The organism is Enterobacter cloacae complex sp. 2022EL-00788 (assembly GCF_026627565.1).
GTDB classification, from domain to species: domain Bacteria; phylum Pseudomonadota; class Gammaproteobacteria; order Enterobacterales; family Enterobacteriaceae; genus Enterobacter; species Enterobacter pasteurii.
Map to the genome: position 1 here is coordinate 36,340 of NZ_JAPNMC010000019.1, position 22,866 is coordinate 59,205.

Below are 22,866 nucleotides of genomic sequence, written 5' to 3' on the forward strand. Positions count from 1 at the left end.
TGAAATGGAAAGAGTAAACAATGCAGCAGTTACAGAACGTTATTGAGTCCGCTTTTGAGCGTCGCGCCGAGATCACTCCGGCAAATGTGGATACCGTGACCCGTGAAGCGGTTAACCAGGTTATTTCCCTGCTGGATTCCGGCGCGCTGCGCGTGGCAGAAAAAATCGACGGTCAGTGGGTTACTCATCAATGGCTGAAGAAAGCTGTACTGCTCTCTTTCCGTATCAACGATAACCAGGTTATCGACGGAGCAGAAAGCCGCTACTTCGATAAAGTGCCAATGAAATTTGCGGATTACGACGAAGCGCGCTTCCAGAAAGAGGGCTTCCGCGTGGTGCCTCCCGCGGCGGTTCGCCAGGGCGCATTCATCGCACGCAACACCGTGCTGATGCCATCCTACGTGAACATCGGTGCCTACGTTGACGAAGGCACCATGGTCGATACCTGGGCAACCGTGGGTTCATGCGCGCAGATTGGTAAAAACGTACACCTGTCCGGCGGCGTAGGCATCGGTGGCGTGCTGGAGCCGCTGCAGGCTAACCCAACCATCATTGAAGACAACTGCTTCATCGGCGCGCGTTCCGAAGTGGTTGAAGGCGTGATCGTAGAAGAAGGTTCCGTGATCTCCATGGGCGTCTACATCGGCCAGAGCACCCGCATTTACGACCGCGAAACCGGCGAAGTTCACTACGGCCGCGTACCGGCCGGTTCCGTTGTGGTTTCCGGCAACCTGCCGTCTAAAGATGGCAAATACAGCCTCTACTGCGCGGTTATCGTGAAGAAGGTGGACGCCAAAACCCGCGGTAAAGTGGGCATCAACGAACTGCTGCGCACCATCGATTAATCAGGTATAACAAAAAGCGGGGGCAACCCCGCTTTTTTTATATCCCAAGGTGGCGAAAATAGATTTTTTCGTTAATTATTCATAGGTTATGTTGAGATCAAGGGTACCGCTATGTACGATAATCTGAAAAGTCTGGGCATTACCAATCCTGATGAAATTGATCGTTATAGTCTCCGCCAGGAAGCCAATAACGATATTTTGAAAATCTATTTTCACAAAGACAAAGGAGAGTTTTTCGCCAAAAGCGTGAAGTTTAAATACCCACGCCAGCGTAAGACCGTTGTCGCTGACGGTATCGGTCAGGGATATAAAGAAGTACAGGAAATCAGCCCTAACCTGCGCTACGTGATCGACGAGCTCGATCAGATTTGCCAGCGCGATCGCAGCGAAGTCGACCTGAAGCGTAAGATCCTTGACGATCTGCGTCACCTGGAAAGCGTTGTTACCCATAAGATCAGCGAAATTGAAGCGGATCTTGAGAAATTGACGCGGAAATAAAAGCAAAACGGCAATCCTTGATTGCCGTTTTTAGTGTTTGCGCCCTCTCCCTGTGGGAGAGGATGGGGTGAGGGCACCATACCGCACTCAGCTATCGCTGTTCGTCCAGCTGCAGCGCCACATACAGCAGCAGCCGGTCGTCGAAATTTCCCAGATCCAGCCCCGTCAGTTCCGAAATCCGGTTAAGCCGATATTCCAGCGTATTACGGTGTATGAAAAGCGCTTTTGACGTTGCCAGCGGCTGCACGTTATGCCGGAACCACGCCTGCAGCGTGCGGCGCAGCAATCCGTTGTTATCCATCGCCTTCAGACGCACCAGCGGACGCGCCAGCTCGTTGGCCTGCCAGCCGCCCCTCAGGCTGTCGAGCAGGACCGGCAGCATCAGATCCTGATAGAAATAGCTGCGGCTTTCCGGCATGCGCTGCTTGCCCACCATCATGGTGGTGCGCGCCGTTCGCCATGAACGGGCGATGCTTCCCGGTCCGGTAAAGTAATTCCCGAGCGCGACGCGAAAACGGAGCTGACCGTTCTCCTTCATGCGCTCGATGAGCAGCTCAACGCGACGACGATGATCTTCCGCGTCCCAGCGGCCAAACTGATTAAGCGCGGGCTTAAGCACCACCATTTCCGTCAGGGAAACTATCGCCACCAGGTTATTACGCTCCGGCGTCGCCAGCATGTTTTGCAGCTGCTGTAGCTCCACCATGGCGCTGTCCACGCCAAGCTGTCCGCTATCCACCTCGATGACGGCGACCACGCGCGGCTGATTCAGGTCGATACCCAGACGCTGTGCCCACTCGCTCAGGGCTGGCGTGTGCTCCTCCGCCTGTATCAAATTCATCACCAGCTCTTCGCGCAGGCGGCTGTCCTGCGCCAGCAGGTGCATCAGGCGCGACTGCTCCAGCATCATCTCTGCCGTCATGCAGACCAGCTCGCCGTATTTGCGTAAAGATTCAGGATCGCCGGTCAGACCGATAACGCCAACAATTTCGCCTTCGAGACGCAGCGGCAGGTTGATCCCCTGGCGCACCCCGTGCAGGTGTTTCGCCACGGCGTCATCAATGTCCACCACGCGCCCCTGAGAGAGCACCAGCAGCGCCCCTTCGTGCAATTCCCCAATACGCTCACGATCGCCACTGCCGATGATGCGTCCACGGGCATCCATTACGTTGATATTGGTATCAATGATGCGCATGGTTCGCGCCACGATATCCTGCGCCATTTTGGTATCAAGATGCCAGCCAGCCATATAACCCTCCCGTGAGCAGAGCTCAAGCATAGGGGAGTTCAGTTACGGCTGCATTGTGCAGATGCCCAAAGGCAGAGAGAGATGTATGGAGTTGTGCTAAGGGTCACAGAAAAAAGAAAGCCCCTGCCTGTTGTAGGCAGGGGCCTGAGGGATTACTGCATCAGGAGATAAATAGAGGTATCACCACGCTGAATATTCAGGGCCAGCACGGAAGGCTTGCTGTCGAGAATTTTGCGCAGTTCAGCAATGTTTTTCACCGGCTGCTGGTTAGCGCCCATGATGACATCACCTTTTTTGAGGCCGATACGGGCCGCCGGCGAATTCGCTTTTACGTTATTCACCACCACGCCTTTATCCGCCCCTTTGTTGCTCATCTCAGCCCCTTCAATACCGCTGAAGATGGTGCTGGAATCTACCTGATTCTGGCTGCTCTGCTGGAGTTCCAGGCTCACGTTAACCGGCTTACCTTCACGCAGCAGGCCGAGGGTGACTTTACTGCCGATTGGCATTGACCCCACTTCCGCACGCAGGGCGGCAAAGCTGCTGATCGGCTTCCCGTTGAGAGAGGTAATGACGTCACCTGCTTTAATACCGGCTTTTGCCGCAGAGGAGTTCGGCATGACCTGGCTCACGAACGCGCCGCGCTGAGCGTCAACCTTCATCGCTTTCGCCAGCTCTGAGTTCAGCTCGGTACCCATGATACCCAGCTCACCGCGTTTCACCTGGCCGTACTGCACCATCTGCGCGGTCAGGTTTTTCACCATGTTGCTCGGGATAGCAAAGCCGATACCGATGTTACCCCCGTCCGGTGCCAGAATAGCGGTGTTAATACCGATAAGCTCACCGTTCAGGTTCACCAGCGCACCGCCGGAGTTACCGCGGTTAATGGCCGCATCCGTCTGGATGAAGTTTTCATAGTTTTCCGCGTTCAGGCCACTACGCCCCAGCGCAGAGACGATACCCGAGGTGACGGTTTCGCCCAGACCGAACGGGTTACCGATGGCGACGGTGTAATCGCCAACGTGCAGCGCGTCCGAGTCGGCAAGCTTAATCGCCGTCAGGTTCTTCGGATCCTGAATCTGAATCAGCGCGATGTCGGAGCGCGGATCTTTACCCACCACTTTGGCGTCAAATTTACGGCCGTCGCTCATCTGCACTTTAATAACGTTCGCATTATCTACCACGTGGTTATTGGTCACCACGTAGCCTTTCGCGGCGTCAATAATCACGCCCGAGCCAAGCGCCATGAATTTCTGCTGCTGGCCGCCGCCCTGACCGTTATCCCCTGGACCACCGCCCTGACAGAACGGTGAACTCTGGAATGGCGAACCGTCCAGGCAGAATGGCGAATTATCGCCGAAGAACTGCTGGAAGTTACGCGGCATGCGCGGCGTATTGACGGTTGTGCTGCCCTCAACGTTGATACTCACCACCGATGGCATCACTTTTTCGAGCATCGGGGCCAGGCTTGGCATCTGCTGCGCAGGGACTGCCGACGAAGCCGTCTCGGCTGCCGTAGCAGACAGAGGAGACAGCGCTAAACCTAAACTCAGAGCCAGTGCACTCATTGCTAATGTGGTTTTTTTCATGTTTCTCAATCTCGATTTACCAGATAACGCAAAATTGCTGTGTAACTCAGATTCGTTTTATACCGCTTAGTTCCGGGGATAAGTTTATGGAAAAAGTAAAAATTTATTGGCCGTCTTTACAAAACTCACGGCTTATTCCACGGCCATCAGCTTGCGGTATTCATCCCAGGCGTACAAATCCGTCATCCCGCTGATATAGTCCTGGATGAGCCGGCAGCGATAATAATATTCCAGTACCGGCCAGCGGGAAGATTGCCGATCTATTTTACTAATAGCTTCGACGTATGCCAGCCGGTGGCGGGTCGAAAGCTTTTGATAGAGGCGAGACTCAATAGGCAGGCGGCGGACGCGTTCGTTTTCTACCAGCTCGCTGAACTCATCGACCGGGAGCTGGAGTAAAGGAGCATAAATCTCCAGCAGCCCACTGATAACCCGATATCCCTGCAGCTCCAGCTGTTCAACATCCGGATGGCTGAAAACATGGCGAACGGCCACGTGTTTATATAATTCGAGAAGCTGACTAAAACTACTCTCATCTTCCAGCAGCGCGTGATTAAATTCTCCGCTAAATATCATCGGCAAATTATCAATGAAACGCGCGGCTGCATACGGCACCAGTTTATTCAGCGTGTTGACCCGTAAATACATAAAGAACTGATCTTCAGTGCTCCGGCTCAGCGTATTTGAGCGCGATTTATCCCATGCATTCTCGACGACCTGTGCAAATAGAGACCCTTTTTCATGCTCTCCCCAGGCATCACGAAGATGCTGATAGAGCTCCTCGACGCTGAATATTCTTTTTTCCACCGCGTCTTCCAGATCGGCCACGCAATATGAAATGTCGTCAGCGGCTTCCATAATCCACGTTAACGGGAAACGGCCATTGGGCGTCAGCGACAGTTCTTTACGCAACCGCTCAATATAGGCCTCTTCCGATAAGTAATAGCCCGGCTTTTTCATCAGGTAGCTATGGGTGGCGGGCGTCTCCCCCATCCACCATGCGGGACGGGTATATTTGAGAATGCAGCCTACCTGAGCCCAGGTCAGGTTCATGCGCATCAGAGAGTGCACCAGACGTATGCCCTGCGCGTTGCCTTCGAAGTGGCACAGATCCTGACGCACCTTGCGGCGCAGATCGTTCAGGCTCTCCTCGCCCTCGCGCAGGCATAAATCGCGTACCGCGCAGCGGTCATCGCTCAGCGGCTGGCTTGCTGCATCGGAGGGGAAAAGGCGCTGTTTAAACCAGTCGTTGATGGCGGCTTCGCCGAAATGGCCGAAGGGAGGATTGCCAATATCGTGCATCAGGCAGGCCATCTCAACGATGCTTTCGAACGGTCCGGTCAGCTCATCCAGCCCGTAGGTTTCCAGCAGGCGCTGCTCTTTGAGGCGGCTGAGGATCTCTTTTGCAATGTAGCGCCCCACCTGCTGCACTTCCATAGAGTGCGTTAGTCGCGTACGCACCGCAGCGTTACGCTCCAGCGGGAACACCTGGGTTTTTTGCTGTAACCGGCGGATGGCGGGCGAGTTGATGATGCGTCCACGATCGCTCTCGAAAATGCGCAGGATCTCATGTTCGCTCTTCTCGCCCTGCGGCGAGCGGAAACGTCGGTGCCAGTTAATTTTGGTGCGAAAATCGATTGGTGCCATGTGCTCCCCCGCGTGAGAATGCGTTTCCCCTTTACCGCATGATAGACTATGCATCTTAACAAGGCACATCGCGAGTAAATCTATGAAAATCGGCATTATTGGTGCAATGGAAGAAGAAGTTACGCTGCTGCGTGACAAAATTGAGAACCGTCAGCCCCTCTCCCTCGGTGGCTGTGAGATCTACACCGGTCAGCTGAACGGTGTTGACGTGGCTCTGCTGAAATCAGGCATCGGTAAAGTTGCAGCGGCACTGGGCGCGACCCTGCTGCTTGAGCGCTGCAAGCCTGACGTTATCATTAACACAGGCTCTGCGGGCGGTCTTGCCCCGACGCTGAACGTGGGTGATATCGTTGTTTCCGACGAAGCGCGTTACCACGATGCAGACGTCACCGCCTTCGGCTACGAATATGGTCAGCTTCCGGGCTGCCCGGCCGGGTTTAAAGCGGATGATAAGCTGATTGCCGCCGCTGAAGGCTGCATCAGCGAACTCAACCTCAATGCGGTGCGTGGCCTGATCGTCAGCGGCGATGCCTTCATCAACGGCTCCGTCGGTCTGGCAAAAATCCGCCATAACTTCCCGCAGGCCGTCGCCGTTGAGATGGAAGCCACGGCCATTGCGCACGTGTGCCACAACTTTGGCGTACCGTTCGTGGTCGTTCGCGCGATTTCTGACGTGGCTGACCAGCAGTCCCACATCAGCTTCGACGAATTCCTGGCCGTTGCAGCCAAACAGTCCACCGTGATGGTGGAATCCCTGGTGCAGAAACTGGCGCGTGGGTAAGCCGTCCTTCAGGGCGCTGGTCGCCCTGCTTCTGCTCGCCCCGGCCTGGCTCACCGCCGCGCCGCGGGTGATCGCCCTCTCCCCCGCCAATACGGAACTGGCGTTTGCCGCCGGGATCATCCCCGTTGGGGTAAGCAGCTTTTCCGATTACCCACCTCAGGCCGCCCATATTGAACAGGTAGCCACCTGGCAGGGAATGAACCTGGAGCGTATCGTGGCGCTCAGGCCCGATCTCGTTCTCGCCTGGCGCGGCGGCAATGCCGAACGGCAGGTGAACCAGCTTTCGTCGCTGGGAATCACGGTGAAATGGGTGGACGCTGAGAGCATCGAACAGGTGGCGCAAGCCCTGCGCGACCTCGCGCCCTTTAGCCCAACCCCGCAGCAAGCCGAGCGGGCAGCCGGGCAAATGCTCAGTGACTATGCCGCGCTGAAAAGCCGGTACGGTACGCAAAAGAAGCAGCGCGTATTTCTGCAATTCGGCACGCAGCCGTTGTTCACAACCGGGAAAGGCTCGATCCAGAATCAGGTGCTTGAGACGTGCGGGGGTGAAAATATCTTTGCCGACAGCCGTGTACCCTGGCCACAGGTCAGCCGGGAGCAGGTTCTGGCACGACAACCGCAGGCCATTGTGGTGGTCGGAAATGCGAGCGAGATTCCTAAAATTAAACAATTCTGGCACCGGCAGCTTAAAATACCGGTGATTGCACTCAACAGCGACTGGTTTGAACGGGCCAGCCCGCGTATTATCCTCGCCGCAAAACAACTCTGTGCCGAACTGGCAGAGGGTCATACAAACAGATAAACACCCCATTCGAGGATTTAACGATGCTCGTGTATTGGCTGGATATTCTTGGCACAGCCGTTTTTGCTATCTCCGGCGTTTTGCTTGCCGGAAAACTACGCATGGATCCTTTTGGCGTTCTGGTGCTCGGCGTCGTCACGGCGGTGGGAGGCGGAACGATCCGCGACATGGCGCTGGCGAACGGCCCGGTATTCTGGGTGAAAGATCCAACGGACCTGGTCGTGGCGATGGTCACCTGTCTGTTAACCATCGTGCTGGTCCGTCAGCCGCGCAGGCTTCCCAAATGGGTGCTGCCGGTACTGGACGCCGTCGGTCTGGCGGTCTTTGTCGGAATCGGCGTGAATAAAGCCTTTATAGCAGGGACTGGCCCACTGGTGGCAATCTGTATGGGCGTGTTGACCGGCGTGGGCGGCGGGATCATTCGCGATATCCTGGCGCGAGAAGTGCCGATGATCCTGCGAACGGAAATCTACGCGACGGCCTGCATCATCGGGGGGATTGTACACGCTACGGCGTATTACACCTTCGCTATCCCGCTGGAGAACGCGGCAATGCTGGGGATGGTCGTGACGCTGGTAATACGTTTAGCGGCGATACGCTGGCACCTGAAGCTGCCGACCTTTGCGCTGGACGAAAATGGAAGGTAAAAAGCAAAAACGGTAACCGCCAGGTTACCGTTTTTCGTGTCTGCCGGGGTGAGAGGCTCAGCCCGCACCGTCCGCAACATTAGATGCTGAACGACGATCCACACCCGCAGGTGCTGGTCGCGTTAGGGTTCGTCACCACAAAGCGCGACCCTTCCAGACCTTCGGTGTAATCCACCGAACCGCCGACGAGGTATTGCAGGCTCATCGGGTCAACCACCAGCGCGACGCCCTGCTTCTCGATAGTCATATCACCATCGTTAACCTGGTCGTCAAAGGTAAAACCATACTGGAAGCCGCTGCAGCCGCCGCCGGTAATATAAACACGCAGTTTCAGATCCGGATTGTCCTCGTCGGCAATCAGGGTTTTCACTTTTTTCGCTGCTGCTTCGGTAAATTCCAGCGGCAACGCTACGTCATCACTCATCTTATGCTCCCATGAATACTGCTACTGGGTAAAAATCACCCAATTCTTTTTGTCATTATCTAATACCCTGGTAATTCATTCAAGTATTCTGCTTCAGGGCCTGTTCAGCATCCTGTTTCGCCAGGGTACGGGCAAGAATGGTGGAGTATAGCGGTTTTCCACCCAGGAATTGGGCTAATAGTGTCGCGCCGAGGCAGGTAATGATCATTGGCAAAATGAGCTGGTAATTATCGGTCATTTCCAGCACCAGCACGATCCCGGTCAGCGGCGCGCGCAGGGAGGCCGCCAGCAGCGCCCCCATCCCCGCAACGGCAAACGTCCCGGCATCCAGATGATAGGCCGGGAAGCCAACCGCCGCCGCCATCCCAAACGCGGTCCCCAGCAGCGTGCCCAGCGCCAGCATCGGGGCAAAAATCCCTCCCGGCGCGCCGGAGGAGAAACAGAGCACGGTGGTGATCACCCGCGAGATAAACATAAACAGCAGCAGGCCGACGCTAAAATTGCCCGCCGCCGCAACGGGTATCAGCCCAAACCCGCCGCCTGCCGCGTTCGGTTCGATAAAGCCGAGGATCCCGCACACTCCGCCGAGCAGGCCCCCCACCAGCACCCATCGGGTGGTGTTTCCGCCGTGGATGCGCTGAAACATATCCTGCGCACGTAAAATCAGCGTATTGAAAAGCGGGCCGACCACGCCAAAAATCATGCCAAGCACCAGATACAGCCACAGGGTGTTGACCGGCGCGTTGGTCAGCTTACCCACCTCAATCACCGCCCCTTCGCCGTTGAAGATGCGAAAGACGATGCTCGACATAATCACGCCGGTAAACACCGCTTTAATGGAGATGAGGTTGTAGCGGAACTGGGCGCGCATCTCTTCGATGATGAACAGGATCCCCGCCAGCGGCGCATTGAACGCGGCAGACAGCCCGGCCGCCGCCCCCGTCGCCAGCAGCGTATGGCGCGCTTCGGCGCTGCGCATACGGAACAGATCGCCGACCATACGCCCGACGTTACCGCCCAGCTGTACCGTTGGTCCTTCCCGTCCGAGCACCATTCCCGCCCCGAGCGTTCCCATCCCGCCGATAAATTTCACAGGAAGCACGCGCCACCAGCGAACCGGGCGTAGCTCTTCCAGCGCCCCTTCAATTTCCGGGATCCCCGAGCCGCCCGCTTCGGGTGCGAATTTACGTACCAGGAAATAGCCCACCATGGCAAACAGGGCCGAAAGGCCAAAGGCCCACGCCCAGACCAGCCATTCACGATCCGCAAAGCTGGCGACGGTGCCTATGCGCCAGTTGAGCACCGCGTTGACGGCTTTCTCAAACGCGACGCCCACGAGACCGGCCAGCGTGCCCACAACGGCAGCTGCCAGCAGAATGGCCAACGGGGTTTTGTCACGGTTGAGCAGCCGCCGGATGCTGACCCGGCGCTTCGCGCGCGTAAACTGCTGTTGTTCAAAAGACGGAGTGTTCTCGTTCATTACCTTTTCTGTTTCGTCATACAAATGGCCGCAGGGATTTTACCAGAGACAGTCCCCTCGTCCCCTGAAAAATACTTAACAATTGTTAAGCCCTTTACGGGGCAAAAATTTTATAACCTCATCCGGATCACTTAGAATAGTCTCCTTAACTTATTTCTACGAACCAGGAACGACGCCATGAGCAAGTCTGAAAACCTCTACAGCGCAGCCCGCGAGCTTATCCCAGGCGGCGTAAACTCACCGGTGCGCGCCTTTACCGGCGTGGGTGGCACCCCGCTGTTTATCGAACGTGCGGATGGCGCGTATCTGTATGATGTGGATGGCAAAGCCTATGTCGACTACGTCGGCTCCTGGGGGCCAATGGTGCTGGGGCATAACCACCCGGCGATCCGCAACGCGGTGATTGAAGCCGCTCAGCGCGGCCTGAGCTTCGGTGCGCCAACCGAGATGGAAGTCAAAATGGCGGAGCTGGTCACCGAGCTGGTGCCGACAATGGACATGGTACGTATGGTGAACTCCGGTACGGAAGCGACCATGAGCGCCATCCGTCTGGCGCGCGGCTTTACCGGCCGTGACAAGATTATCAAGTTCGAAGGCTGTTACCATGGCCACGCCGACTGCCTGCTGGTAAAAGCCGGTTCCGGCGCGCTGACGCTTGGTCAGCCTAACTCTCCGGGCGTGCCGGCTAATTTCGCAAAACACACCCTCACCTGCACCTATAACGATCTGGACACCGTTCGCGCGGCGTTCGAGCAGTATCCGCAGGAAATCGCCTGCATCATCGTCGAACCGGTGGCGGGCAACATGAACTGCATCCCACCGCAGCCGGATTTCCTGCCGGGCCTGCGCGCGCTGTGTGATGAGTTCGGCGCGCTGCTGATCATCGACGAAGTGATGACCGGCTTCCGCGTGGCGCTGGCGGGCGCCCAGTCATATTATGGCGTTGAGCCTGACCTCACCTGTCTGGGCAAAATTATCGGCGGCGGCATGCCTGTCGGGGCGTTTGGTGGCCGTAAGGACGTGATGGACGCGCTGGCGCCAACCGGTCCGGTTTACCAGGCGGGTACGCTCTCCGGTAACCCCATTGCGATGGCGGCGGGCTTTGCCTGTCTGACCGAAGTAGCGCAGCCGGGTATCCACGAAACCCTGACGGACCGGACGACGCAGCTGGCGAACGGCCTTCTGGAAGCCGCAGAAGAGGCGGGTATTCCGCTGGTGGTTAACCACGTCGGCGGTATGTTCGGCATTTTCTTCACCGACGCGAAAGCCGTTACCTGCTATCAGGACGTGGTGAAGTGCGACGTGGAACGCTTCAAACGCTTCTTCCACCTGATGCTGGAAGAAGGCGTATATCTGGCACCGTCAGCGTTTGAAGCGGGCTTTATGTCCGTGGCGCACAGCGAAGAAGATATCAATAACACCATCGACGCAGCGCGTAAGGCGTTTGCGAAGCTGTAAAATGTGCGGCTTGATACCCTCTCCCACAGGGAGAGGGAGCAAACGCTAAAACGGCAATCCAAGGATTGCCGTTTACTTTTATTACCGACTCTGCTTTCTCAACAGATAGATAAAGTACGGCGCGCCGATAAAGGTCGACAGCAGGCCCGCCGGGATCTGATACGGGAACAGCACCATCCTTCCGCACCAGTCAGCAAAGACCAGGATCGCCCCGCCCGTCAGGGCAGAGATCGCGATATGCGGCATCGTGCGGCGGAAGCCCATCATACGTGCGATATGCGGCGCCATCAGGCCAACAAAACTGAGCGGGCCAATGGTCATGGTGGCCGTCGCCGTCAGGCACGCGGCCAGCAGCAGCAGGGCGATACGCGTTGGCGTCAGCGCCAGCCCGACCGCGCGCGCGGTGTCCCCGCCCAGCGGCAGAATGGTCATCCAGCGGCGGCACAGCGGCACTATCGCCAGCAGTACGATCATCACGATCCCGGTATGCACCACCTGGCTGCCGGTGGCGTTGTACGTCGAGCCGGAGATCCAGGTCAGGATCTGCGCCATGCGCGGATCGCCGCTCGCCTGCAACATCATCAGCAGCATGGTAAACGCGGTGCTCAGCGCCATCCCGGCCAGCAGCATGCGGTGAGGCGAGAAACCGCCGCGCCCGGAGGCGATCAGGATAATCATCAGCGTCGCCGCCGCACCGATACTCCCGGCAGGCATCAGCCAGCCGAAGGCATTCCCCGGCACGAGAAACAGCATCAACACCACGCCAAACGCGGCGCCGGAACTGATGCCCAGGACTTCCGGGCTTGCCATCGGGTTACCGGTCAGACGCTGAATAATACAGCCCGCCACCGCCAGCATCACGCCGGCAATCAGCGCGGAGAAGATCCGCGGCCAGCGCCACTGCATGAGCTCATTCAGCAAATCCCCCGTCGCCCAGTGCCAGCCCGTGGCGTCACGCCCCAGCGAGAGCGCGGCAAACGAAGCGATAGCCAGCACCGCCAGCCCGGCAAGGCTGAACCATATCACCGACTGGCGCTCGGCAGAGATCTTATCGCCGGCATCCATCGCCGGGGCGCTGATGCTGCGCAGCCGCGGCAGCAGCCACAGCAGCAGCGGCGCGCCGATCAGGGCCGTCACCGAGCCCGTCGACACTTCCATCCAGACGCGCGCCAGCCAGAGAATGAGCTGATCGGAAAGCCAGAGGATCAGCGCGCCAATCAGCGGCGCCAGCATCAGGCGCGCCAGCAGACGCCGCGCGCCGAGCATTTTTGCCAGCAGCGGCGCAAACAGGCCGATAAATCCGATGATGCCGACGGCGTTAACCAGCAGCGCGCTCAGCACAATCGCCAGGGTGAGGGCCGCCAGGCGGGCCAGCGACAGCGCCAGCCCCAGGTTACGCGCCACGCCGTCATCGAGGCCCATCAGCGTCAGCGGGCGCAGCAGCAGTAGCGTAAGCACCACGCCGCCAAACAGCTGAGGCCACAGGCGCTGGACGATGCTCCAGTCGGTCTGGGTGAGCGTTCCGGTACTCCACATAAACATGCTTTGCAGCTGGTCGTGGTGAAACAGCACCAGCAGCTGGTTGATTGCCCCGCAGTAGAGGCTAACGACCAGCCCGGCGAGGATCAGCGTGACCGGCGAAAGGCGTTTACCCCAGGCCACGCCGAAGACCAGCGCACCAACCACGCAGGCGCCTGCCAGCGCGGCAAACTGCGAGGTTAATGCCCCCGGCAGCGTCCAGAGCGTGGTAACGGTGATCCCCAGCTGTGCCCCCGTCGCCACGCCAAGCGTGGTTGGCTCCGCCAGCGGGTTACGCAGCACCTGCTGGAACAACACGCCCACCAGCCCCAGGCCCGCTCCGACCAGCAGAGAGATGCTAAGACGCGGCAACAGGCTATAGTGGAACAGCATTTGCTGAATATTATCGATATCCGGTGCGGCAACCGCGGCCGCCCACTGCTCGCGCGGTAACGCCGTGGTCAGGTTGAAGCCGGTCAGCGCCAGGGCAGCCAGGAAAATGAGCGCCAGCAGCAGCACCGGGAAGCGGGCAATACGCGTACTCATGCCCTACCTCCCAGCGTGCGATCCAGCACGCGCGCAAAATGCATCGCCGACAGCGTCGCGCCGTAAAACCATACCGCAGGCGCGCGCAGGAAACGCCGTTCGCGCACGAACGGCATCGCCTGCCAGAGCGGGGTCGCCATCAGGGTTTGCATTTCACGCTCGTTGCCGTGGTCAAAGCACAGAACGTCAACGTCACGAAACGCCGCCAGGCGGTCAATGCCCACGGCGGTGCTTCCCCAGAACGTCATCTCGCCTTCCCAGGCATTGCGAATGCCAAAGCTGTCGAGCACTTCCTGGAACAGGCAGTTCTTTCCAAAGACCAGCATATGGCGGGCGTCCAGCAGCGTCACCATCAGCAGCGGACGATCGCCGCGGCCGGCAAAGCGCGGCTTAAGGGAATCAATCAGCGCATCAAATTCATCCAGGTGTTTTTTTGCTTCCGCTTCACGGTTGAGGAATTGCGCCATCTCGTGAATGGAGTTTTTTGCCATGGTCAGCGGCTTTTTACCGTCGCTGAAGGAAAAGCCCCGTCCGGGAGCAATCTTCGCCATGGTCTCTTCCGACGGGCCATACCCCGCAGACCAGAATAAATAAGACGGCTTCATCTGCGTGAGAAGCTCAAGGTTCGGCTCCGTACGCAGACCGATATCGATGACGGAGTCCGGCAGTTTGGGCTCATTCACCCACAGGGTGTAGTTAGGGATATCGGCCACGCCGTAGGGCGTGATACCCAGGGCCATCATCAGCTCGACGGGCAACCACTCCAGCGCCACAATGCGGTGCGGATCGATAGCAGCGGCGCGGGCCGGAGCCATCTTTAACAGCAGCGGCGAGAGCGCCATGGCCGTCAGCAGGCGACGGCGGCTTATGCGTGTAGACTCCAGCATCAGTAAACGAAGCTCACCGGTGCAGCCCCGGCAGGGTGAGGCAGGATCCCCATAGGTATACCGTAGATATGTTCCAGCGTTTCGCTGCGCATCAGCTCGTCAGACGTGCCCTGGGCGATCATTTCACCGCCGCGCAGCGCCACCAGATAGTCGCAATAGCGCGCGGCCATATTGATATCATGCAGAACGGCAATCACCGTCAGGCCGCGCTGCTGGCTTAAACGGTGCACCAGCGCCAGCACGTCCACCTGGTGGGCAATATCCAGCGCGGAGGTAGGTTCGTCGAGCAGCAGGCAGCGGCTGTCCTGGGCCACCAGCATCGCGATCCACGCGCGCTGACGTTCGCCACCGGACAGGCTATCCACCAGACGGTGCGCCAGCGGTTTTAACCCGACCAGCGCAATCGCCTCTTCCACTTTCTCTCTGTCAGCAACGCCAAAACGCCCGAGCGCACCGTGCCACGGATAACGTCCAATCGCCACCAGCTCGCGCACCGTCATCCCTTCCGCCTGCGGCAGCTGCTGCGGCAGATAGGCCACCTTGCGGGCAAAGGCCTTACTGCTCCAGCCCGCCAGCGGCTGCTCATCCAGCAGAATTTCGCCCTCGGACGGCGGCTGGTGGCGGCCCAGCATCTTCAGCAACGTCGATTTACCGGAACCATTGTGCCCGATTAATCCGGTCACCTTACCTGCGGGAAACGTCAAAGAGAGCGGGTGCAGCAGGGTGCGCCCGGGTACGCGAAAGGAGAGATTGTTGAGCGTGAAGGTGGAGTCGGATTGCGTTTTGTTATCCTGCATATCAGCCAACTTAAATAAAAAGGGCACGGCGAACCGTGCCCATAAAGAGATTAGAAGCGGAAGGTCGCCGTGGCGACAACCTGGCGTTCAGCACCCCAGAAGCAACCATAGGTGTTGAAGCAGCTGGCAACGTACTCACGATCGAACAGGTTGTTCACGTGAAGCGCGACGTTTGAACCCGCCATGCCCACGCGCGCCAGGTCATATCGGACTAACGCATCAACCAGGGTATAGCTGCCCACAGTAAACGAGTTCGCCGGATCGCCCTTGCTGGAGCCCGTATAACGAACGCCGGTTCCCAGCGTCAGGCCAGACAGCGGGCCATCAAACATCGTGTAGTCACCCCAGACAGAGGCCATGTGCTTTGGTACCTGGGCTGGCGTGTTGCCTTTGTAGTTGGTGTCGGTGGTGTATTCCGCATCGGTATAGGTATAAGAACCCACAACGTTAACGCTTGCAGACAGCGCCGCTTTCGCTTCCAGCTCTACACCACGGGCACGGATCTCACCGCCTTCAACGGAGAAGAATGAGCCCGCAGGATCGGCCATCAGGTTGTTGGTTTTGGTCAACTGATACACTGCACCGGTGATCACGATCGGACGATCGTTCGGCACGTATTTCACGCCCGCTTCGTACTGCTTGCCTTTAGACGGAGAGAACAGTTTACCCTGAGCATCGGTCTGTGAAGCCGGTTCAAAGGATTCGCTGTAGCTGAAGTAAGGGGTTACGCCGTTATCGAACAGATAGTTAACGCCGCCACGCCAGGTAAACTGAGTATCATCACGTTTGGAGGTAGTATTCAATACACGGTTGTATGACTCCTGATCGGCCCAGTCGTAACGGCCGCCCAGCGTCACCAGCACTTTATCCCACTGCGCCTGATCCTGAACATACAAACCGGTCTGTTTCTGGCGGTTGAGGATTTGATACGCGCCGGAGTTTGCCGGATCTTTTGAGCCAAAATCAAAATCGCTGTTTACCGGATTGTAGAGATCCAGCAGTGGTACAGAGTCGTCATAGCCAAACCAGGAGTTGATATCGTTGCGCATACGCATAAAGTCAACGCCGGTCAGCAGGGTGTGGTCAACCTGGCCGGTCGCAAATTTGCTCTGCAGCTGGGTATCAACGGTGAAGTTCTGCAGTTTTTCATTATCGACAACGTACTTACGCGCCAGATAATGACCTTTATCGGCAGGAGCTAACGCAGCACACTGTTTGCTACCGCTGTTTGCCGGATCGGTACATACGCCGTAGCCGTAAACGCTGTTTTGCGAGGTTTTGTTCTCGGCAAAACGCAGGTTTTGGCGCACGGTAAAGGTGTCGTTAAATTCGTGGTCGAAGCTATACCCCACCATTTTCTGGTTACGGGAATAGGTATTGTTCTTCGCACCTTCGTTGAAGTCCGTCGACAGTCGGTCGCCGTTTGGCAGCGGATCAACCGTTCCCTCTTTTGGCAGCCAGCCGTAATAACCTGTTTCAGGCTCGTTCTGGAAGTAGGAGAGGAAGGTGAAAGTCGTTTTATCATCCGGACGCCAGGAGAATGATGGCGCGATGGCATAACGCTGCTCGCCTTTATCTTGCTGCTGCGCATTATTTGAACGCGCAACGCCCGTCAGTCGGTAAGAGTAAACGCCGTCATCGTCGATGGCATCGCTGAAGTCAAAGCCGGTCTGGAACAGACTGTCGGTGCCAGCTTTGAACTGGATCTCTTTTAGCGGCTCGGTTGTTGGACGCTTACTCACCATGTTCAGCAGGCCACCAGGGCTGCTTTTTCCGTACAGAACGGAAACCGGGCCGCGCATGATTTCAGCACGCTCCAGCATATAAGGGTCAATCACCGCGTCGTTATAGAAGTTGCCCTGCATCTTCATACCGTCGAGGTAGTTGTTCTGGCTCTGGCCATCGGCCGCGAAACCGCGAATAACCAGGTAGTCATAGGTATTTGAAGCACCACGGGTGCCTACCGCAACGCCCGGGGTATAGCTCAACGCTTCTTTAACGGAACGTGGCTGATGCAGCGCCATCTCTTCGGCAGTTACCACAGAAATAGACTGTGGAACCTTTTGAATTGGGGTGTCTGTTTTGGTTCCGGTCGCGGATTGACGCGCGGCGATAGTCGCAGCAGGACCCCAGGCACTTTCCTGTGCAGCCGGTGCGGCAGTCACGGTGATCGTTTCTTCTTTCTTGGGGGTTTCAGCGGCCTGTGCGTAAGCAGACATGCCGGCAACCGCTGTGGCTACGACGGCTGCGATTTTACGCAGCGACGTGTTAATTGGCTGAGCAGTATTGGAAAGCGCCATGATGGATCTCTGATGAAAAAGGTGAATGATAACGTAAACGAGAATTATTATTATGACCGCAGAATAATATGCGAAACGCTGACGGCATAGCAAGCGATATGCGGCCCTACAAGAATTAAGGGTTTAAGAAATAATCAACGGAAAATGGGTCGTTAATAAGGGTTGAAAACGGGGTTAAGGAAATGAGTTGCCGAGGTGAAAAAATACCCCCTTCCCGGGAAGGGGGTATCGGGATGGTTAGTTTCCGCCGAACATATCCTTGATCCAGCCGGCGACGCCGTCGCTGTCTTTCTTCTCTTCCTGTTGCTGCGGCTGTTGTTGTTGTTGCTGCTGCTGCGGTTGAGAGGACTGGTCAAACGGATTGCCGGTCGGCTGCTCTGGCTGACTTTGCTGGCACAGCGCATCCGGATTGGTCGTCCAGACCGGCAGCGAACGCACGCCACCGCCGCAGATAAAGTTACCGGAACTATCCACGCCCATATCGACGATATCTTCCGGCGCAACCAGGTTAAGCGGCACCGGGGACTGATTTGCCAGGTAGCGCTGGTAAATCGACATCGCACCGCTCGCACCGTACAGCCTGGTCGGCTGGTTGTTATCGCGGCCCACCCAGGTGATCACCACTTCACGACCATCGATACCGGCGAACCAGGTATCCACGTTGTTGTTGGTGGTACCGGTTTTACCTGCCAGATGCAGACCCGGATACTTCGCTCCCAGCTGACGGCCGGTACCGCGCTGCACAACCTGCTGCATGGTCCACAGCGTCATATAGGCAGCCTGCGCCGGTACCGCGCGCTCGGCCTGCGGGAAGCTCTGATACAGCACGGAACCATCTTCAGCAATCACCGAGCGCAGCGCAGAGAGCGGCGCGCGGTTACCGCCGCTGGCGATGGTCTGGAACGCCTGCGCCACTTCGATTGGCGTCAGGTTAAGCGCGCCAAGGATCATGGCCGGAACAGGGTGCAGCTGATCTTTCGGCACGCCCAGCTTCTGCCAGGTATCGGTAATCGCCGGCAGACCCAGCGCCATACCGAGGTTAACCGTTGGCACGTTCATCGAGCGGGTTAGCGCGTCCACCAGCATCACCTGACCGCTGAACCGTTTGTCATCGTTCTGCGGAGACCATACCTGGCCGTTAGGCTGGCGCAGAGAGATTGGCGCATCGGCAATCCAGGTGTTAAGGCGATAGAGGTTCGGCTGGCTCAGCGCGGTCAGGTAGGTCGCCGGTTTTGCCAGTGAACCAATCGAACGACGCGCCTGCATCGCACGGTTGTAGCCCGCATACTGCGGCTCGGCACCGCCCACCATCGCGCGAACTTCGCCGGTGTTACGGTCAACCACTACCATCGCGGTTTCCAGATCGCTCAGCTTACGCTGCTTCTTCAGCGCCGGGATCCCTTCAACCGCCGCTTTTTCTGCCGCATCCTGCGCCACGGAATCAAAGGTCGTGAAGATCTTCACGCCGGAGAGATCTTTAACTTTATCCCCGAGCTTCGACTGCAGCTCCTGACGCACCATCTGCATAAACGCAGGCTGTGGAGAGATTACCCCACCGCGCGGCTGAACGCCCAGCGGACGCGCGCTCAGCATGTCGTACAGCTCCTGGTCGATGACCTGCTGCTGTTGCAGCAGACGCAGCACCAGATTACGACGCTCCAGCGCCAGTTTCGGGTTACGCCACGGGTTGTAGATCGACGCCCCTTTCACCATGCCTACCAGCAGCGCCTGCTGGTCGAGACTCAGCTCTTCCACCGGACGGCCAAAGTAATACAGGCTCGCCAGCGGGAAGCCGCGGATCTCGTTATCACCGCTCTGGCCGAGGTACACCTCGTTCATGTACAGCTCAAGGATACGATCCTTGCTGTAGCGCGCATCCATCAGCACGGCCATGTACGCTTCGTTGGCTTTACGCCAGTAAGAACGCTCGCTGGAGAGGAACAGGTTTTTCACCAGCTGCTGGGTCAGGGTACTTGCCCCCTGCACCGTACGCCCCGCGGTCAGGTTCGCCAGTACCGCACGACCAATGGAGTAGAGGCTGATGCCGTCGTGCTCGTAGAAGTGACGGTCTTCGGTTGCCAGCAGCGTATCCACCAGCAGGTCCGGGAAGCCGTTACGCGCCACGAACAGGCGCTGTTCGCCGTTTGCGGACGACAGCATCGTAATCAGACGCGGATCGAGACGGAAGAAACCGAACTGGCGGTCGTTATCCATGTTCTCAATGGTTTCCAGGCGATCGCCGTCAAAGGTCAGACGCGCGCGCACCTGCCCCTCTTTGCTGTCCGGGAAGTCGAACGGACGGCGAATCATCTCGATGCTTTTCGCCTGAACGGTAAACTCGCCAGGACGCGTCATTTTCGTGACCTGACGATACTGCGTGGCCTGCAGCAGCTTCACCATCTCGTTCTTGCTGATGGACATCTCTGGCTCAAGGTTCACCATGCGACCATACACTGCCGCAGGCAGCTGCCAGACTTTCCCGTCGATACGGCTGCGGATCTTCTGATCCAGATAAACGCCGTAAATCGCGATCAGAACAACAAAAACAATGAACAGCTTCAGCAGCAGCCAGAACCAGCCGCGCTTCCCGCGAGGCTTGCGCCCTTTGCCCTTCCCTTTACGCGGCATCGGTTCCTCATCCTCATAATCGTCTTCATAGTCATCGTCATATTCCTCATCTCTGAGGCGACGACGGCTCACCTTTTCTTTCGCCGGACGCGTTGGCTTTCCCTTACGTCCTATTGGCTCGCGGTCATTCCCCGCCATGCTTTTTCTCCGCAACATTCAGGCGCAAAGGCCAGATTTTCTTTCCTTTCACAGGTCAGTGAAAGAAGAAATCTCTCAAAGTTTGTTTCTCCCTCTCCCTGTGGGAGAGGGCCGGGGTGAGGGCATCAGGCCGCACTCCCCCACTACGAATATTTTTTCGTGCGCCGCGTCGGCGCCGTATTCGCCGGATCGTCCGGCCAGACGTGTTTGGGATATCGCCCCTTCATCTCTTTCTGCACCTCGCGGTAACTTCCCGCCCAGAACGCCCCCAGATCGCGGGTTATCTGCAGCGGACGATGCGCAGGCGACAGCAGCTCAAGCACTAACGGCACCCGCCCTTCAGCAATGGACGGCGTGGTGGCCTCGCCAAACATCTCCTGCATGCGCACGGCCAGCGCCGGAGGATTATCCTCATGATAACGAATGGCAATCCGGCTCCCGGTTGGCACAGTGTAATGCCCAGGCAGTTCACTATCCAGACGTTGACGTAACGACCAGTCCAGTAAATTCTGTAACGCTGTCTTAACATCGAGCGCCTTAAGGGCGCGCAGCGAGTGTACGCCGCTCATCTGCGGCAGCAGCCACTGCTCAAGCGTAGCGAGCAGCGCCTCATCGTCAACCGCGGGCCAGGCGTATTCCGGCAGCCACTTCGCCGCGCAGTGCAGACGAATGCGATACTGTTCAGCCTCCGGCGTCCAGTTCAGGACGCTCAGCCCTTTTTCGCGAATGCCGTTCAGCATCGCCTGGTGAAGCTCGTCTTCCGACGGTTTCGCCAGCGGTATCGACCCGAGCGTCAGTTTGCCAATCTGGCTCCGACGAAACGCCTTTAGCGTGCCCTGAGCATCATCCCACTCCACGATGTCAGATTGCTGAAGCAGTTGCGGGCAGGCACGCGTCAGGGCGTCGATGTCAACGGCAATCGCCTGCAATATGCGCGCGTCCGGCGAATGGCTGCCCTGAAGCAGCAGCGGGGCGATCAGCCACTCGTGACGCGTCAGGGCATCATCGCTGTCGAGCATCGCCCCCATCCCGTTTGCCAGCTGATAGCGCCCGTCAATCCCGCGACGGCGCGCGATCCTGTCCGGGAAGGCCTGTGCCAGCAAGAACGGGATATTTTCGCCAGCAGGCGATCCCCCTTTGCTGTTCAGGCGTTTGCACAGCTGCTGCGCCCGCTGCTGCCAGTTTCCCTGATTGCGCGAAAACGCCTGTTCCAGATCGCTGCTGCCACCGCGAGGCGGCTCCTCAAGAATAGCCGCCAGTTTTGCCGCCGTGGCAATTTCATCATCGTCCCGGGCTGCCGTCAGCATCGCCGCCAGGCGCGGATCGTTACCCAGCGCCGCCATTTTCTGACCGCGCGCCGTCAGACGCTCGCCTTCCAGCGCGCCAAGCTGGGTCAGGAGGTTACGCGCGGCGGTGACGTTCACGCCAGGCGGGGGATTAAGCCACGTGAGCTGCTCAGGATCGGGGCAGCCCCACTGCAACAGATCCATTACCAGCCCGGAAAGATCGCTTTGCACTATCTCAGGCGTGCTCTGCGCTGCCGCTCGTTCCGCCTGCTCTGCGCTGGTTAAATGCAGACAAATCCCCGGCTCAAGACGCCCCGCGCGGCCCGCGCGCTGGATCATCGAGGCCTGACTGATGCGCTGCGTCAGCAGCCTGGTCAGCCCGGTACGCGGATCATAACTCGCCACTCTCTCCTGCGTGCTGTCCACCACCAGGCTAATGCCTTCGATGGTCAGGCTGGTTTCAGCGATATTGGTCGCCAGCACCACCTTGCGCTGCCCTGCCGGTGCGGGAAGAATCGCCTTGCGCTGCTCGGCCAACGGCAGCGCGCCGTACAGCGGGCACAGCATAACGTCGCGGCTCACCCGGGATGCAAGCTGCTCCTGCACGCGCTGGATTTCGCCCACGCCGGGTAAAAAGAGCAACAGCGAGCCGGGTTCATGACGGAGCAATTCGGCGGTGGCGATGGCCACGGCTTCGTCAAAACGCTGGTGGGCAGCAAGCGGCTGATAGCGGCGCTCAACCGGGAAGGCACGCCCTTCGGAGGCAATCATCGGCGCGTCAGGGAGCGTCTGCCGCAGCCGCTCGTTATCCAGCGTCGCCGACATAATGAGCAGCCGCAGGTCATCGCGCAGCCCCTGCTGAACGTCGAGCAGCAGCGCAAGGGCGAGATCCGCCTGCAGGCTGCGCTCGTGAAATTCATCGAGGATCACCAGCCCGACGCCGGACAGTTCCGGATCGTTTTGCAGCATGCGGGTGAGAATGCCTTCGGTTACCACCTCAAGCCGCGTGGACGCGCTCGTGCAGGTTTCAGCGCGCATGCGGTAGCCCACCGTCTCGCCCGGTTTTTCATTCAGCAGTTCCGCCAGGCGCTGCGCCACGTTGCGCGCGGCCAGCCTGCGCGGCTCCAGCAGAATTATTTTCCCGCAGATCTTCCCCTCGCGCAGAATTTGCAGGGGCAGCCAGGTAGATTTACCCGCTCCCGTGGGCGCGCTGAGCAAAACCTGCGGCGCATGTTCTAAGGCTGCGAGAAGCTCAGGAAGGACGACGGCGACGGGCAAAGAAGACACTTACGGCTCCAGAGGGTTAACTTTATTCGGCGTACATTGTAGCATCGGCGCATATCATT

The 22,866-nt window shown here is 58.1% G+C and carries 17 protein-coding genes; 6 read left to right on the forward strand and 11 right to left on the reverse strand.

What is annotated here, in order from left to right; all coding sequences use genetic code 11:
* Positions 1 to 20: 20 nt before the first annotated feature.
* The gene (gene dapD / locus OWK27_RS21945) at positions 21 to 845 is read left to right on the forward strand and encodes a 2,3,4,5-tetrahydropyridine-2,6-dicarboxylate N-succinyltransferase (protein ID WP_008501915.1); all 825 of its coding nucleotides are present in this window, start codon (positions 21 to 23) and stop codon (positions 843 to 845) included.
* A gap of 111 nt (positions 846 to 956) precedes the next feature.
* Positions 957 to 1,343 (forward strand): DUF3461 family protein, encoded by a 387-nt coding sequence (locus tag OWK27_RS21950; RefSeq protein ID WP_148420138.1) that lies wholly within the window; start codon positions 957 to 959, stop codon positions 1,341 to 1,343.
* Between the two features lie 91 nt (positions 1,344 to 1,434).
* Here OWK27_RS21950 and OWK27_RS21955 read toward each other — a convergent pair whose 3' ends face one another.
* From OWK27_RS21955 to dgt, 3 genes are all read right to left on the reverse strand, one after another.
* Positions 1,435 to 2,592 (reverse strand): CdaR family transcriptional regulator, encoded by a 1,158-nt coding sequence (locus tag OWK27_RS21955; protein ID WP_003856217.1) that lies wholly within the window; start codon positions 2,590 to 2,592, stop codon positions 1,435 to 1,437.
* A 152-nt stretch (positions 2,593 to 2,744) separates the two neighbouring features.
* Entirely contained in the window at positions 2,745 to 4,181 is a 1,437-nt protein-coding gene (gene degP / locus OWK27_RS21960) for a serine endoprotease DegP (RefSeq protein WP_267591221.1), read from the reverse strand.
* 132 nt (positions 4,182 to 4,313) lie between these two features.
* The gene (gene dgt / locus OWK27_RS21965) at positions 4,314 to 5,828 is read right to left on the reverse strand and encodes a dGTPase (RefSeq protein ID WP_252004726.1); all 1,515 of its coding nucleotides are present in this window, start codon (positions 5,826 to 5,828) and stop codon (positions 4,314 to 4,316) included.
* A gap of 82 nt (positions 5,829 to 5,910) precedes the next feature.
* Here dgt and mtnN point away from each other — a divergent pair, with 82 nt between their 5' ends.
* The 3 genes from mtnN to OWK27_RS21980 are packed head-to-tail and all read left to right on the forward strand — an operon-like array spanning position 5,911 to position 8,058.
* Positions 5,911 to 6,609 carry a 5'-methylthioadenosine/S-adenosylhomocysteine nucleosidase gene (gene mtnN / locus OWK27_RS21970; protein WP_252004725.1) on the forward strand — a complete coding sequence of 233 codons (699 nt, stop codon included), beginning with the start codon at positions 5,911 to 5,913 and terminating at the stop codon, positions 6,607 to 6,609.
* Positions 6,602 to 7,411, forward strand: coding sequence for a vitamin B12 ABC transporter substrate-binding protein BtuF (gene btuF / locus OWK27_RS21975; RefSeq protein WP_252004724.1), 810 nt, complete (start codon positions 6,602 to 6,604; stop codon positions 7,409 to 7,411). The genes mtnN and btuF overlap by 8 nt, the downstream gene beginning before the upstream one ends.
* A 23-nt stretch (positions 7,412 to 7,434) precedes the next feature.
* Positions 7,435 to 8,058 carry a TRIC cation channel family protein gene (locus OWK27_RS21980; protein ID WP_148420133.1) on the forward strand — a complete coding sequence of 208 codons (624 nt, stop codon included), beginning with the start codon at positions 7,435 to 7,437 and terminating at the stop codon, positions 8,056 to 8,058.
* A 79-nt stretch (positions 8,059 to 8,137) separates the two neighbouring features.
* Here OWK27_RS21980 and erpA read toward each other — a convergent pair whose 3' ends face one another.
* Complete coding sequence (erpA, locus tag OWK27_RS21985) at positions 8,138 to 8,482, reverse strand: iron-sulfur cluster insertion protein ErpA (protein WP_003856230.1); 345 nt, start codon at positions 8,480 to 8,482, stop codon at positions 8,138 to 8,140.
* Between the two features lie 79 nt (positions 8,483 to 8,561).
* Positions 8,562 to 9,962 (reverse strand): H(+)/Cl(-) exchange transporter ClcA, encoded by a 1,401-nt coding sequence (clcA, locus tag OWK27_RS21990; RefSeq protein WP_267591222.1) that lies wholly within the window; start codon positions 9,960 to 9,962, stop codon positions 8,562 to 8,564.
* Between the two features lie 177 nt (positions 9,963 to 10,139).
* Here clcA and hemL point away from each other — a divergent pair, with 177 nt between their 5' ends.
* Positions 10,140 to 11,420 carry a glutamate-1-semialdehyde 2,1-aminomutase gene (gene hemL, locus OWK27_RS21995; RefSeq protein ID WP_252004722.1) on the forward strand — a complete coding sequence of 427 codons (1,281 nt, stop codon included), beginning with the start codon at positions 10,140 to 10,142 and terminating at the stop codon, positions 11,418 to 11,420.
* Positions 11,421 to 11,501: 81 nt separating this feature from the next.
* On the opposite strand, the gene fhuB is transcribed toward hemL, so the two are convergent.
* From fhuB to hrpB, 6 genes are all read right to left on the reverse strand, one after another.
* On the reverse strand, positions 11,502 to 13,484 hold the full coding sequence (gene fhuB / locus OWK27_RS22000) for a Fe(3+)-hydroxamate ABC transporter permease FhuB (RefSeq protein WP_193355750.1): 1,983 nt from the start codon (positions 13,482 to 13,484) through the stop codon (positions 11,502 to 11,504).
* A complete protein-coding gene (fhuD, locus tag OWK27_RS22005) occupies positions 13,481 to 14,371 on the reverse strand; it encodes a Fe(3+)-hydroxamate ABC transporter substrate-binding protein FhuD (protein WP_267591223.1) in 891 nt (296 codons plus the stop codon). The genes fhuB and fhuD overlap by 4 nt, the downstream gene beginning before the upstream one ends.
* Positions 14,371 to 15,168: a Fe3+-hydroxamate ABC transporter ATP-binding protein FhuC gene (gene fhuC / locus OWK27_RS22010; RefSeq protein WP_267591224.1), complete on the reverse strand. Its 798-nt coding sequence runs from the start codon at positions 15,166 to 15,168 to the stop codon at positions 14,371 to 14,373. Before fhuC ends, fhuD begins: the two co-directional genes overlap by 1 nt.
* Positions 15,169 to 15,218: 50 nt before the next feature.
* Complete coding sequence (gene fhuA / locus OWK27_RS22015; protein WP_242173572.1) at positions 15,219 to 17,468, reverse strand: ferrichrome porin FhuA; 2,250 nt, start codon at positions 17,466 to 17,468, stop codon at positions 15,219 to 15,221.
* 237 nt (positions 17,469 to 17,705) lie between these two features.
* On the reverse strand, positions 17,706 to 20,234 hold the full coding sequence (gene mrcB / locus OWK27_RS22020) for a bifunctional glycosyl transferase/transpeptidase (protein WP_242173574.1): 2,529 nt from the start codon (positions 20,232 to 20,234) through the stop codon (positions 17,706 to 17,708).
* Between the two features lie 143 nt (positions 20,235 to 20,377).
* On the reverse strand, positions 20,378 to 22,807 hold the full coding sequence (gene hrpB, locus OWK27_RS22025) for an ATP-dependent helicase HrpB (RefSeq protein WP_267591225.1): 2,430 nt from the start codon (positions 22,805 to 22,807) through the stop codon (positions 20,378 to 20,380).
* Between the last annotated feature and the right edge of the window lie 59 nt (positions 22,808 to 22,866).

What these genes read in the sequence shown, in the direction of transcription:
- dapD (WP_008501915.1), top strand. Translation starts at nt 21, where the DNA reads ATGCAGCAGTTACAGAACGTTATTGAGTCCGCTTTTGAGCGTCGCGCC.
- hemL (WP_252004722.1), top strand. Translation starts at nt 10,140, where the DNA reads ATGAGCAAGTCTGAAAACCTCTACAGCGCAGCCCGCGAGCTTATCCCA.
- mrcB (WP_242173574.1), bottom strand. Translation starts at nt 20,234, where the DNA reads ATGGCGGGGAATGACCGCGAGCCAATAGGACGTAAGGGAAAGCCAACG.
- OWK27_RS21980 (WP_148420133.1), top strand. Translation starts at nt 7,435, where the DNA reads ATGCTCGTGTATTGGCTGGATATTCTTGGCACAGCCGTTTTTGCTATC.
- erpA (WP_003856230.1), bottom strand. Translation starts at nt 8,482, where the DNA reads ATGAGTGATGACGTAGCGTTGCCGCTGGAATTTACCGAAGCAGCAGCG.
- degP (WP_267591221.1), bottom strand. Translation starts at nt 4,181, where the DNA reads ATGAAAAAAACCACATTAGCAATGAGTGCACTGGCTCTGAGTTTAGGT.
- fhuD (WP_267591223.1), bottom strand. Translation starts at nt 14,371, where the DNA reads ATGCTGGAGTCTACACGCATAAGCCGCCGTCGCCTGCTGACGGCCATG.
- OWK27_RS21955 (WP_003856217.1), bottom strand. Translation starts at nt 2,592, where the DNA reads ATGGCTGGCTGGCATCTTGATACCAAAATGGCGCAGGATATCGTGGCG.
- fhuA (WP_242173572.1), bottom strand. Translation starts at nt 17,468, where the DNA reads ATGGCGCTTTCCAATACTGCTCAGCCAATTAACACGTCGCTGCGTAAA.
- dgt (WP_252004726.1), bottom strand. Translation starts at nt 5,828, where the DNA reads ATGGCACCAATCGATTTTCGCACCAAAATTAACTGGCACCGACGTTTC.
- clcA (WP_267591222.1), bottom strand. Translation starts at nt 9,962, where the DNA reads ATGAACGAGAACACTCCGTCTTTTGAACAACAGCAGTTTACGCGCGCG.
- mtnN (WP_252004725.1), top strand. Translation starts at nt 5,911, where the DNA reads ATGAAAATCGGCATTATTGGTGCAATGGAAGAAGAAGTTACGCTGCTG.
- fhuB (WP_193355750.1), bottom strand. Translation starts at nt 13,484, where the DNA reads ATGAGTACGCGTATTGCCCGCTTCCCGGTGCTGCTGCTGGCGCTCATT.
- fhuC (WP_267591224.1), bottom strand. Translation starts at nt 15,168, where the DNA reads ATGCAGGATAACAAAACGCAATCCGACTCCACCTTCACGCTCAACAAT.
- OWK27_RS21950 (WP_148420138.1), top strand. Translation starts at nt 957, where the DNA reads ATGTACGATAATCTGAAAAGTCTGGGCATTACCAATCCTGATGAAATT.